The organism is Vibrio sp. 1557 (assembly GCF_033340175.1).
In the GTDB taxonomy this organism is placed as follows: Bacteria; Pseudomonadota; Gammaproteobacteria; order Enterobacterales; family Vibrionaceae; genus Vibrio; species Vibrio alginolyticus.
Window position 1 is genome coordinate 1 of the sequence record NZ_JAWOVZ010000023.1, and the last position, 13,078, is coordinate 13,078.

Below are 13,078 nucleotides of genomic sequence, written 5' to 3' on the forward strand. Positions count from 1 at the left end.
ACTCAGAAGTGAAACGAAATAGCGCCGATGGTAGTGTGGGGCTTCCCCATGTGAGAGTAGGACATCGCCAGGCTTTAGTTTTATTTTCACTTTTTCGAAAAGTGAAGACAAAAGCGGACGCTTGCTTATTAAAGCGAGTGATACCACTGCGGAGTGGTAGTTCAGTTGGTTAGAATACCGGCCTGTCACGCCGGGGGTCGCGGGTTCGAGTCCCGTCCACTCCGCCACTTATATTAAGCCTCAGTCGAAAGACTGGGGCTTTTTTCGTTTTGGTTACCTGACTTACCTTAAACCCACTTTCATATTGAAACCTTGCATCTAGAGGCAGGCTTCCCTCTGGCGATGCTTTCTAAGCCCTGTTATGAGTGAAGTGGAACTCAGTTTTGTGTGGTTTCTACTGAACCGGGTCCTAGTATCGAGCGCTAGTTCTCAGCCCTTATGCTTACTTACCAAAGCTTCCTTTATTATTACCTGGAAAATTTATTCACTAGGTTATGTTATTTTCGGGGGAGATTTCTCTGCTTTAGATGTTTTGATTTAGCCATAGGCGCTTATTAATATAAACTCAGCGCATTTAAAACTTTCCAAACATGGATTTTGTTTTGTCGATCTATTTAAGCTAGTGTCTTAAAGTGTATTCGCTACTTCTTCCCTCTAACCCTCTCCAACCTACAAAGCCACCACTACATTCGTATAACGTGAGCGGTATAGGTGCTCTCATAGTTGTGTTTGCTGAGTAAGTCGTTCACCTAGCACATTGACTGAGGAAAAGTCTTCTTTCAGTGGACCTTCGTGTAAGTCACGATAGTTTTAATAATTATCTGGTACTTTTTATTCTAAAGGTGTACGCTTCACATCGAGTGTTTTTCGACAGTAAATCATGTTATATCTCTTGTTTAAAAGCTTTGTAAGAAGGCTGAACTCCGTGCAAAAAACGCGATGAAGTGTTGCTCGGAGTCTTAAATTAATCTTCATCAGGTGTTTTATGTGTGGGTAGCTTCGCTGAAGTTATACGCAGGCGTCTCTACACCTGATAAAAGAGAAGAGATGGCCGGTGATATTTCATCATCGGCCTTTTTGTATCTGTTAAGCAGCTACAAAGCATTACCCAGTATTGAAATAAGGGCCGGTATTGATCACCGGCCCTTTTTTATTTGGTTGAAAACATGAGTATTTTACAAGTTAAAAATTTGTCTTATCAGATAGCCGATAAGACATTATACAACAACGTGACCTTTCGTATTAACGTGGGAGAGAAAATAGGTATCACTGGAGCGAATGGCGTTGGAAAAAGCACCTTATTAAAATTGCTTATTGGTGAATTATCTGCAGATAAGGGCTGCATTGACTGGTTACCAAACCTTGAGGTGGGGTATTTAGAGCAACATTTTAAGATGGATAATGCGCTGACGGTTTATGAATGCTTAAAGAGTGCTTTTGAGAACTTATACGCTGCCGAGCAGAAGCTTTGGACTTTGTATCAGGCGATGACCGAGTCTCACTCTACATCTCTTTTAAGCCAAGTCGCTCGGCTACAGGCATATTTAGAAGATGAAGACTTCTATGCAATTAATACCAAAATTGAACGAGTTGCTGTAGGTCTTGGTATTTATCAATTTGGCTTAGATACACCGCTTGTCTCGCTAAGTGGTGGTCAAAGACACAAAGTCCTTTTAGGCAAGTTGTTACTTCGCAACCCCGATGTGTTAATTCTTGATGAGCCGACAAACTATCTTGATGCTTCGCACATTGAATGGCTAGTCGCGTTTCTCAATGATTACATTGGCACCGTTTTACTGGTTTCTCATGATATTGATTTCCTTAATCAAGTAGCGACCAGTGTTTGTGATATTGATTATCAAACGGTTCGAAAATACAGCGGTACTTATGTCAAAGCAATGCAGCAAAAGCAGCACGACGGTGCTTTATTAGAAAAGCAATATAAGGCTCAGCAAAGTGAAATTCGAAAGTTAGAGAAATTTGTTGCCCAAAATGGTGCAGGAGTTAACGCCAGTCTTGCTAAAGGGCGTAAGAAGAGACTGGATAGAATCGAACGTATTCAACTGAATCATGTAGAGAAAGTATCGACGTTTGACTTTGCTTACCAGCCCATTGAGCAACCGAATGTGGTTGAGGCAAAAGCGTTGATGATCGGTTATCAGCAGCCTCTGCTTCCAGTATTTGATATCACGTTAGCGCGCGGGGAAAAGTTGGTTGTTGCTGGCTTTAACGGCGTGGGTAAGTCGACCTTACTTAAAACCCTGATGGGGAAGATCGAGCCACTCTCTGGTGAGGTGGTATTGGCAAAAGGTGCAATGATTGGTTATTTTTCTCAAGATTTGTCTTGGCGCCATCCTCAGAACACGCCTGAACAGGAGCTGTGCTCTTGTGCGCCAACAATCTCAAGCAAAGAGTCACGCAAGCTATTAGCTCGCTTTGGGATCACGGGGGATAAGACGCAGCGCCACTTAGATACATTGAGCGGTGGTGAGCAAACTCGGGTGAAACTGTGTTGTTTATCGGTTCAGAAATGCAATGTTTTGCTGTTGGACGAACCAACAACACATTTGGATAGCAGCAGCAAAAATGCGCTTAAAGAGGCTCTCCAGCGCTTTTCCGGTAGCGTGATTGTGGTATCTCATGAGAAGGCATTTTTGCAATCTTGGCCTGATAGAGTTTTAGATATTTCGTTGCTCACTTGTGCTGAATCGAAAACAGAACAGGAGGTGGAGCTATGATGCAGTCCATGATCCTATTTCTCGTTGCTTTTCTTGTTGGTGCTGATGAGTTGATGCTTGGATCTATTCTTGAACCCATCGGAAATGATTTAAGTGTTCAACCGAGTCAGGTTACCTTATTTATTACGGCATATAGTTTAGCCATAGCAATTTGCGCTCCTTACTTGGGCCGTTTATCAGACCGAGTTGGGCGTATTCGTATCATGGTGCCTGCTTGCTTTGTATTTGGGGTTGCGTCTATTACGACGGGCATAGTTCATGATTTTGAACTTGCTATTGCAACTCGAGTGATCACTGGTATTGCAAGTGCAGGCATGTTACCAATTGCATTCGCGTTAGCGGGAGACGCGAAGGGTAATAGAGCGATGCGTCAAATTGTGATGGTTCAGGCGGGATTAACGCTAGGTATGATAACTAGCCCGGCGATCGGAGCATTGTTGACCCAGCTTTTATCATGGCGTGCCGCTTTTATTATTTTGGGCGTGGCGGCTCTCTTTGTCGGTGCCATGAGCGTAGTGTCCATGAACAACAAGCATAATGAGTCCAAGAAGTCAGATACTCTGCCACCTATCACAGACGTCATTCATCTTCCATGCGCGTTGAGGGCGATTCTAGCGATGTGTTTAGGCCTAGGGGGAGGTATTGGTGTATTTAACCTGATAGGCCTTCATATTCGAGATACCAGCGAGTTGGCGCTCGGTTGGGTGGGTGCTATTTATGCTGCTCTAGGGATCGTGAGTGTGGTTGGAAATATGTGCGTGGGGAGAGCTTGCCGTTGGCTTGGTAGCTCTCGAGCTGTTATGCGAGTGGCTTTAATGGTGTGCATACCTTGCAGTGCATGGGTGTTCTCAAGTGAGATGAGTACGGTTACCGCTTATCTTCCAGCTCTAGTGCTCTGGTCTCTTGCTGGAGGGGTTGGTTCTCCGGCATTACAAGCACATATCGCAAGCTTATCTGATGAATATCGAGGTGTGTTAATGTCTTTTGGAATGAGTATGATGCACTTTGGTGTCGCGATTTGGTCTGCCTTGGCGGGCTTCGCGTATTCTGTAGGCAATGAATGGGTCGCTTTCGTGGCTTTGCTATTGTTTGGCTCAGCAGTAGTTATCTTAAAGCCAGTTGGTAATACTGAACAAAGTGAGCGTTATTCGTAGTGTTTTAGTAGATAAAGAAAAGCCGTTACCTAAAAAGGTAACGGCTTGTTCCAAATACTTTTTGAAAAACGGTCTTAGTTCATGCCGTATTATCAATCTTTATATCTCATTCAATCTTTTTCTTTCTCATTTTGTTTTTAAATGATTGTTTTTTGGTTGTTTTTGTTCTAATTTTTCTTGGTTGCTCTCAATTGGTGTTGGTTTTTCTCAAAGATTTTTGGGTTGTATTGTGGGTTTTGTTTGGTGTGTGTATAGTTTAGTAAATTATTTCGATACGATTTTGATATGGCTATAACTGATTCAAAACTCAAATCCATGCTTGGAAAGGAGCATACGAGGTCACCGATTAAGTTGTCAGATCGTGATGGTTTGTATGTTTATCATCGTAAAACTGGTGTCTTGTCTTTTGTGTACCGTTATCGCTATAACGGAAAACCGAGAGATTTGGCTTTAGGGAAATATCCTAATTTGAGCCTACTGGAAGCGCGCTCTAAGGTTAGGAAGTACAATGAGATTCTTGCCAAGGGGACAGACCCTAAGTTGCACAAAGATTTAGAAAAACGAAAATCTATTGATGTTGTAACAGTCAAAGGTGCTCTGGAGTATTGGTTGGTGAACTATGCAGAAAAGCGTCGTAAGAATTACCATAAGCACCGATCGCAATTTGAAAGGCACGTATACCCATTAATAGGACACTTGCCATTAGAGCTATGTGAGACAAGGCACTGGGTTGAAGTTTTTGATGCGATTACTAATGGTACTTATCATCGTGCCGCCCCCAAAGCATCAGGCTATATCCTTCAGAATGCCAAGCAAGCATTGAAATTCTGTCGAGTAAGGCACTTTGCCGTATCTCACGCACTCGATGATCTAAACGTGGTAGATGTAGGTGAGAAGCAAGAGAAGCGAGATAGAGTTTTAGAGTGGGAAGAACTTCATGATGTATGGAAGTGGACCTCTAACGAAAATAATCCTCCTTATTACAGACACCTGTTTTACCTACTGATTCTTTTTGGATGTAGGACGCAGGAAATTAGATTATCTACGGTTGATGAGTGGGATTTGGAAAATTTAATTTGGACAGTTCCCAAGCATAAAAGCAAAACAGGCAACGTCATTCAGCGCCCAATCCCTGAACAGATAGCTGGCTACATTAAATTACTAATAGATAGTGGTTCTAATGATTACCTTCTGGGAGACATAAAGCATCCCGAAGCTGTTTCTAGTTTCGGGGGCAAGCTTTGGAAAAAGCTAAATCATGAACGCAGTTGGACTCTCCATGATATTCGCAGGACTTTCGCGACAATGCTAAATGACTTGGGGGTAGAACCCTATATCGTAGAGCAAATGTTAGGTCATGCTTTAGGAGGAACGATGGGGATCTACAATCGTTCTCAGCACCTAGAGAAAAAGAGAAGGGCTTTAGAGCGCTGGGTTCGAAAACTTACTCAGCTTGATATCCCGATGAATGTACTAAATTTAACAGGTTAAAAGATGTGCAATATGACCATTTTTCAAAGCATGTTTTATTTATGACGGGGGACATTTTTCCTAGTGCCGATAAAAGTGCCGCTCAGGCACTTTTTAGTAAAGGAGCAAATCTCAGCTTAATCGACCATTGTAGGTAGTGAGGAGTTTATAAAGTGGATATCTATACTGTTAGTTTCTTTGCAAACTCTATGTCGATTCTCAAGAGCTTCTACAAACAGGCTTGTGTTCGAGTTACACAATTTCATGGTATAAATCAACTCAGAGATACTGACTATGTTTAGGCAAATCTTATGAGTGTTGCTTAAAGATAGCATTAAGCTAATTACTTCATCCCAGTCCTTCGATGGTCGGTATTCATCGATCAACACAACTCCATAAAATGAATACTCATCGTCGCTCAATAGTGCTTTACCATGATCATCATAAACTCTTTCGCCTTTCTGAACTGTTTTGAATGCTCCTTCTAGCTGACCAAGAGCTTTTTTACAGTGCTTGATAATACTTGCTGCTGTCCGTTCTTGGTCTTTGTTTGCTGCGTCTTTGTCTACTTGAAGGCATTTCGATTCAATAGCGATCAATTGGTGATTCTGAGTGATAGTTAAAATATCAGTTAGTTCTCGCTCTTTCTTACCTATTGTTACTAGAGGGGATATGGCTGTTGCAGAGTTACTCATCAAACAAAGAGATTGATAAACCTGACGCTCTTGGCGCGTACCATCAATATCTTCCATAACATTATAGTGGGTAGATGCTTGTTCATTCACATGGATGGCTTTGACAGAGTGTATGCCCGTAATTTTTACTGAAAACTTGAAGCTCAATATTGGATGCTGCGGATGTGCATCAAAACCCAAGCCTAAATCTGCACAGACAGAATCTGTAAAATTGTTAACTGCAATATAATCGTTAGATGAAGTAAAAGGTGTATTTTGCAGAACATTACTAATGCGTTTGTTTTTGAAATTGGTTTTAATTCTTATTTTTCCCTCCTGCACTGCAGCATCGGTTTCATCAAATAGAGTTAAGTCTAAATCTGAGTTAAAAAAGGAGAAATCAAGCAAGTTATTGGGATTTTGCCACCTTTGAGCAAGCACCGCGTGCATAGGAGAACTTTGATTGTCATAGATTTTCATACAAAGGGCTAAATAGTGCGGAGCTTTCGAGGTTGTGAATACGTAAAATTCCACTTTGACCCCCAAAGCAATTGCTTTGATAGTCGATGTAGGAAGCTTAGCGACAATCGCTTTGTCTCCTTGGGTGTTCGATTCACAAAATATACCTATTTGCTCCGAACGGATCATATCGAACAAAAATGATGAAGGTATATACATATGTTTCTCAATAGGTCAGTTGTTTTTTGATCATACAGTTCAGAGTTGGCTATTCAAGCTCAAACGCAGCATGAAGAGCAATATTGGTCTTATAATCTAGGCTCAGACTAAAGCGCATCGCGCCTTACCCCCCTAGGGGGGCTTTTTTGTTAGAGTACCCCCATATAGTGCTTTTTGAGGTTTAATGGTTTAGTAATTACATGCAAAAGCCGATCTACTGACATATGATAAAAAGGCTAGCGTAGTCTACTGCAGCCGTATTTTTTCAATTGATATTGAGACTCTTTAGATTGCTCCTTAGCTAAGTAAGATAGTCTATATATGACGGCTCTTTTAAGTAAAAGATCTTTTCTATGCAATCTATAGTAAGGGTTTTTAGGAAGGCTTAATCTGCCATTACTTATTGCTTTCCAATGACTTTTTAGTATGGAAGCTACTTTGTGTGAGGATTGAACTTTTCGCCCTTCCAAAAAGAACCATACATGGTAATGCTGTTGATTCGATGAACCTCTTTCTCTCGCCCAACAATAGCCATGTTTTTTTAGTTGATAGGTGCGTTTTAGTAAGGTTTTGCTAGTGCTGAGGAATTTACTGATACATTTGTTATCATCAGAATACGCCCCTTCAGGTAGATGTAGTTGAAATGAAATACAGATAACTCGAGCATAGGCTTCTTGCATGAGGTTTAGCTGGTGGATCATAGCCTTTAATCGAGTTTGGTTTATAAAATATTGGCACTTAGCTCCCACGTTTACTTCCCAATGCATACCATCGATTAAAATATAAGGATTATTTGTATATTGGCTCATGGCTGCTGACGTTTCTTGATTGCTTCTACACCAATGGAAGTGAAAAGCAAGGTAGGGATAAGGTAGGGATATTAATAAATACCCCACACCTATTTCGGTTTAATGTTATGTGCTTTCAGGCTTTGATGACTAACTTGTCATTGATAAAACTAGCTTAATGTTCTCAATTTCGGACATAATTTCAGCAACAGCAACCTGCGGTTAATCACTGCTATGTTGGCTCAAGAAGTGCTCTATCTGGCTCTCTCTCCAGCCTAGAGCACGATTTCTTGACTTGATTGGTACAGGGAATCGTTTTTCTACTTTCCACCAGCGCCAGAGCGTCTTAGGGGAGCGTCCCATGATTGCTGATACTTCTTTGACGGTTAGTAATCTATCAAATGGTTTGTTTACTAAGGTGTGCATATATTTTCCTCTTTGTGTGTGTTGAGGATCTATACGTTGCCATTGAGAATTGTTTGGCGAAGTTCTCATTTAATCTTAGTAAAGCTCACATGAGAAAACTTTAAGCATATAGCTGTGCAGGAGATTAGATTTAGTAAAAGCTATACGAAAGTGGTTTGACTTAGTTGGGTTTTTTTGTGGGTTTTAAAAGAGAAAAGCCAACATTCATTGCGAACATTGGCTTTAATATCAATAAGATATGAAGTTTGATTAGTTCATGCCGTATTTCTTAAGTTTCTTGCGAAGAGTACCGCGGTTGATACCCATCATAGTTGCTGCGCGAGTTTGGTTACCGCGAGTGTACTGCATGATAGTATCTAGTAGTGGCTGTTCAACTTCAGCTAGAACTAATTCGTATAGTTCTGTTACTTCCTGGCCGTTTAGTTGAGCAAGGTAGTTTTTAAGAGACGCTTTAACAGAGTCACGTAAAGGCTTCTGAGTAATCTGGTCTTGTGACGTTACTGTAGTTACTGTTAATGCTTCTGAAGTCAGATTTTGTTCGAACATATTCGGTCTAGCTCTTCTCTTAATTATGATGCAACGTTATCAAAATAACCTTCTAACGCCTCAATTTGCAGCGGAGCTGCGTCGATAGCGTTGAAGGTACGGCGAAACTCACTTGCCTGTTCATGCTCTTTCAGGTACCACCCAACGTGCTTGCGCGCGATACGTGGACCTAAGAACTCCCCATAAAACTCATGCAGAGCATTTACATGACCAAGCATAATGGTTTTCACTTCCTCAGTTGGAAGTTCCTCCATTGTGGTGCCGTTTTCCAAATAGTGATGGATTTCCTGGAAAATCCAAGGACGACCCTGGGCAGGGCGTCCAATCATTAAAGCGTCCGCACCGGTGTACTCCAGTACAAATTTGGCTTTCTCCGGGCTATCGATATCACCGTTCGCGATAACCGGAATTGAAATCGCCTCTTTTACCGCTTTAATGCTGTCATATTCGGCCTCACCTTTGTACATACATGCTTTCGTTCTGCCATGCAGAGCAAGAGCTTGTATGCCGCAGTTTTCGGCTAATTTAGCGATCTGGACACAGTTCTTGTTGTCTGTATCCCAGCCAGTTCGAGTCTTTAACGTTACAGGAACGTCCACTGCATTCACGACCGCTTTCAAAATCTCTTCGATAATGTTTGGGTATTGAAGCAGAGCAGAGCCCGCTAGCTTCTTATTCACTTTTTTTGCCGGGCAGCCCATGTTGATGTCGATGATTTGTGCACCGTTCTCAACACTGAATTGAGCTGCGTCCGCCATAAGCTGTGGATCGGAACCCGCAATCTGTACAGAGCGAATGCCCGATTCGCCCTCGTGTACCATGCGCTGTTTCGACTTTGACGTTCCCCATAGTTTTGGGTTAGCAGACATCATTTCACTGACGGCCATTCCCGCACCATAGCGAAGACACAACTCGCGAAACGGTCTATCCGTTACACCAGCCATAGGGGCTACGATTAGATTGTTCTTAAGTTGATAGTTTCCGATTTTCAAAACGTCATCACAGTTCTGTACCAGCAAGGGCGCGCATTTTACGCATTTTTTCACTGCGTGAAAAGACTAATATTTGAGCATTTACAAATTGTTTTTGTAAATTGTATGAATTTCAAACAATTAGCTCTGAAAACCTTGTCTAGCCTTGCTTACGACCAGAGATGCGACACCATTCACTTTGCTCAACAATCGGGTCAATGTGAAGCTCGTCACGGTAATAGTTCGCAACATCTTCAGCTTGAGTGTCTAATACGCCGGACATAGCGAGGTCGCCATTTGGCTTAACTAGTCCTTTGATGATAGGTGCAAGTTCACGTAAAGGTCCCGCAAGGATGTTGGCCACAACGACGTCAGCGACGAGACCTTCTGGTTGATTTTGCGGTAAGTAAACTTCTAGTTTGTCTGCAACGCCATTACGCTCAGCATTGTCTTTTGAAGCAAGCAGGGCTTGAGGATCAATGTCGATCCCTATCACTTTTTCAGCGCCCAGTTTGATCGCTGCGATCGCAAGAATACCTGAGCCACAACCGAAGTCGATAACGGTCTTACCGCTTAAGTCCATGCTTTCTAGCCACTCAAGACAAAGTGCTGTTGTAGGGTGAGTACCCGTACCGAATGCAAGGCCTGGATCCAACATAACATTAACAGCGTCAGGATCTGGAATGTCGCGCCAGCTTGGGCAAATCCATAGGCGTTCACCAAATTTCATTGGGTGGAAGTTTTCCATCCATTCGCGTTCCCAGTCTTTATCTTCAAGCTGTTCTACTTTGTAAGCAAAATTGTCAGCCAGCATATTGCTCGCTTTAATTTGGTCGATGATGAAGTTAGTGTCTGCTTCTGCATCATACAGTGCCAGAATATCAGTATCGCCCCATAAGCGAGTTTCGCCAGGTAGAGGTTCGAATACAGGTGTATCCTGCGCGTCTAAGAATGTAACAGACAGCGCGCCAGTCTCTTCCATTAGCATATCGCCGATTTGCTCAGCGTTTTCATTGGTCGCGTTGAGTTTGATTTGAATCCAAGGCATTGGTTTTTGCTCTTAAAGTGAATGAAGTGGCGCAGAGTTTACCAGAACTCTACGATTTGTTTGAGTATATACCCAAATAAGCCGATTTATATGTTGAGCCCTTTGCGTACATATAAAACAAAAATGCCCACGGGAGTGGGCATTTTTTAAGACGTTTGCTTAGGCTTATTGTAAGCCAAGCTTCTTCTCTAGGTAGTGGATGTTTGCACCACCGTGTTGGAAGTTTTCGTCATTCATAATGGAGAATTGCAGTGGCACGTTAGTTTTGATGCCTTCGATGATCATCTCACCCAGTGCGTTTTTCATACGTGCAATCGCTACATCACGGTTCTCACCGTAAGTGATCAGTTTACCAATCATTGAATCGTAATGAGGTGGTACTGTGTAGCCTGTGTAGATATGAGATTCCCAACGTACACCCATACCGCCAGGAGCGTGGAAACGCTCGATCTTACCCGGAGATGGTAGGAAGCGCTCAGGGTCTTCTGCGTTGATACGACACTCAATCGCATGGCCACGGATCTTAATATCATCTTGAGTGAATGACAGAGGCTGACCCGCTGCAACACGAAGCTGTTCTTTGATTAGGTCGATGCCAGTAACCATCTCTGTTACTGGGTGCTCTACCTGAATACGAGTGTTCATTTCGATGAAGTAGAACTCACCGTTCTCGTATAGGAATTCAAACGTACCTGCGCCGCGGTAACCGATCTCGATACATGCACGAGTACAGCGTTCACCGATGTACTTACGCATTTCTTCGGTGATACCAGGTGCTGGAGCTTCTTCCACTACTTTTTGGTGACGACGTTGCATTGAACAGTCACGCTCACCAAGGTGGATTGCGCCGCCTTGACCGTCAGCAATAACCTGAACTTCAACGTGACGAGGGTTTTCTAGGAATTTCTCCATGTAAACCATGTCATTGTTGAACGCCGCTTTTGCTTCAGCACGTGTCATTGCAATGGCTTGGATAAGGTCTTTCTCTGCGCGAACAACACGCATACCACGACCGCCGCCGCCGCCAGATGCTTTGATGATTACTGGGTAACCAATGCGCTTAGCAAATGCTTTGTTTTTCTCTTCGTCATTGTCTAGAGGGCCGTCAGAACCCGGTACACAAGGAACGCCTGCTTTCTTCATTGCATTGATAGCAGATACTTTATCGCCCATTAGGCGGATAGTGTCTGCCTTTGGACCAACGAAGATGAAACCACTGCGCTCAACTTGCTCTGCGAAGTCTGCGTTCTCAGACAGGAAGCCGTAACCTGGGTGGATAGCCACAGCACCAGTCACTTCTGCTGCAGAAATGATGCGTGGAATGTTTAGGTAGCTGTCGATACCACGAGCAGGGCCGATACATACGGTTTCGTCTGCGAGTAGTACGTGCTTAAGATCGCGGTCCGCTGTTGAGTGAACAGCGACGGTCTTAATACCTAATTCTTTACAAGCGCGAAGAATACGAAGTGCAATTTCACCTCGGTTCGCGATGACTACTTTGTCTAGCATAAGGCAAGCCCCGCTTATTCGATTACAACAAGAGGTTGGTCGAATTCAACTGGTTGGCCGTCTTCAGCTAGGATTGCTGTAACAACGCCAGATTTGTCCGCTTCGATTTGGTTCATCATTTTCATTGCTTCAACAATACATAGAGTATCGCCAGCATTTACTTTCTGACCCACTTCTACGAATGCTTTAGAGTCTGGGCTTGGAGAGCGGTAGAAAGTACCAACCATTGGAGAAAGAACTTGGTGACCTACAGGTGTTGCTGCTGGAGCTTCTGCTGCTGGTGCTTCCGCTACTGGTGCCGCTGCTACTGGAGCAGGTGCCGCTGCTGGAGCTGCTGCGTAGTGAATTGGTGCTTGAGGGGCTGCAGTGCCATGACGGCTGATGCGCACTGACTCTTCACCTTCAGAGATCTCTAGCTCAGCAATGCCAGACTCTTCAACTAACTCAATTAGCTTCTTGATTTTACGAATATCCATCTTTTCTTTCTCTTTTATCTTGTGATTAAGACAACCCTCGTAGGGTTGCAGAGTGTTAGGGTTACTTTGCCTGTAGCTTATTGATCGCTGCAGACAGAGCAAATTCATAACCTTGTGCGCCTAAACCGCAAATCACACCCTCTGCTTTATCTGACAGATAAGAGTGATGACGGAATGGTTCACGTGCGTGCACATTTGATAAGTGCACCTCAATAAATGGGATGGCGACGCCAAGTAATGCATCTCGCAGCGCCACACTAGTATGAGTGAAAGCCGCTGGATTGATGATGATGAAGTCAATCTTGCCATAGGCAGCGTGAATGGCTTCAATCAGTTCGTACTCACGATTTGATTGTAGGTGTTCCAGTTCTACCCCAGCGTTATGGGCTTGCTCTGTAAGAGTATCCACAACTTGAGCTAAGGTACTGTGACCATAGTGTGTCGGTTCGCGCAGACCCAATAGATTAAGATTTGGTCCGTTTAGAACAAGAATCCGTGACTTTGCAGACATTGTGTTGCTATCTTCCCTTATCGTGAGTGGAACGTTTATATTCCCAAATATACGATAGTTCAGCACGATTTTTTTGTTAAAACCGAGCA

12 protein-coding genes and 1 tRNA gene are annotated in these 13,078 nt (G+C 43.2%); 4 read left to right on the plus strand and 9 right to left on the minus strand.

The genetic code is table 11. The features are described from left to right. Positions 1-150 precede the first annotated feature (150 nt). The 4 genes from R7070_RS20030 (at position 151) to R7070_RS20045 (ending at position 5,383) form a co-directional block, all read left to right on the plus strand. A tRNA-Asp gene (locus R7070_RS20030) sits at positions 151-227 on the plus strand. Positions 228-1,166: 939 nt separating this feature from the next. Continuing rightward, positions 1,167-2,738, plus strand: coding sequence for an ABC-F family ATP-binding cassette domain-containing protein (locus R7070_RS20035; protein ID WP_256900679.1), 1,572 nt, complete (start codon positions 1,167-1,169; stop codon positions 2,736-2,738). After that, positions 2,735-3,892, plus strand: a complete 1,158-nt coding sequence (locus tag R7070_RS20040) for an MFS transporter (protein WP_017635555.1) — start codon at positions 2,735-2,737, stop codon at positions 3,890-3,892. Before R7070_RS20035 ends, R7070_RS20040 begins: the two co-directional genes overlap by 4 nt. Before the next feature lie 285 nt (positions 3,893-4,177). Further along, on the plus strand, positions 4,178-5,383 hold the full coding sequence (locus R7070_RS20045) for a tyrosine-type recombinase/integrase (protein ID WP_140064840.1): 1,206 nt from the start codon (positions 4,178-4,180) through the stop codon (positions 5,381-5,383). A gap of 116 nt (positions 5,384-5,499) precedes the next feature. Here R7070_RS20045 and R7070_RS20050 read toward each other — a convergent pair whose 3' ends face one another. The 9 genes from R7070_RS20050 to aroQ form a co-directional block, all read right to left on the minus strand. Then, positions 5,500-6,714: a hypothetical protein gene (locus R7070_RS20050; protein ID WP_140064841.1), complete on the minus strand. Its 1,215-nt coding sequence runs from the start codon at positions 6,712-6,714 to the stop codon at positions 5,500-5,502. Positions 6,715-6,950: 236 nt separating this feature from the next. Further along, a complete protein-coding gene (locus R7070_RS20055; RefSeq protein WP_140064842.1) occupies positions 6,951-7,523 on the minus strand; it encodes an inovirus-type Gp2 protein in 573 nt (190 codons plus the stop codon). A gap of 201 nt (positions 7,524-7,724) precedes the next feature. Then, positions 7,725-7,928 (minus strand): helix-turn-helix transcriptional regulator, encoded by a 204-nt coding sequence (locus R7070_RS20060; RefSeq protein ID WP_074534750.1) that lies wholly within the window; start codon positions 7,926-7,928, stop codon positions 7,725-7,727. A gap of 249 nt (positions 7,929-8,177) precedes the next feature. Next, positions 8,178-8,474: a DNA-binding transcriptional regulator Fis gene (gene fis / locus R7070_RS20065; RefSeq protein WP_000462885.1), complete on the minus strand. Its 297-nt coding sequence runs from the start codon at positions 8,472-8,474 to the stop codon at positions 8,178-8,180. Between the two features lie 23 nt (positions 8,475-8,497). Beyond that, positions 8,498-9,466 (minus strand): tRNA dihydrouridine synthase DusB, encoded by a 969-nt coding sequence (dusB, locus tag R7070_RS20070; RefSeq protein WP_005382505.1) that lies wholly within the window; start codon positions 9,464-9,466, stop codon positions 8,498-8,500. Between the two features lie 139 nt (positions 9,467-9,605). Then, a complete protein-coding gene (prmA, locus tag R7070_RS20075; RefSeq protein WP_005382507.1) occupies positions 9,606-10,493 on the minus strand; it encodes a 50S ribosomal protein L11 methyltransferase in 888 nt (295 codons plus the stop codon). 165 nt (positions 10,494-10,658) lie between these two features. After that, positions 10,659-12,002 carry an acetyl-CoA carboxylase biotin carboxylase subunit gene (accC, locus tag R7070_RS20080; RefSeq protein WP_005382509.1) on the minus strand — a complete coding sequence of 448 codons (1,344 nt, stop codon included), beginning with the start codon at positions 12,000-12,002 and terminating at the stop codon, positions 10,659-10,661. Between the two features lie 14 nt (positions 12,003-12,016). Beyond that, positions 12,017-12,478, minus strand: coding sequence for an acetyl-CoA carboxylase biotin carboxyl carrier protein (accB, locus tag R7070_RS20085; RefSeq protein ID WP_025768820.1), 462 nt, complete (start codon positions 12,476-12,478; stop codon positions 12,017-12,019). Positions 12,479-12,539: 61 nt separating this feature from the next. Further along, a complete protein-coding gene (aroQ, locus tag R7070_RS20090) occupies positions 12,540-12,989 on the minus strand; it encodes a type II 3-dehydroquinate dehydratase (RefSeq protein ID WP_005382360.1) in 450 nt (149 codons plus the stop codon). Positions 12,990-13,078 lie beyond the last annotated feature (89 nt).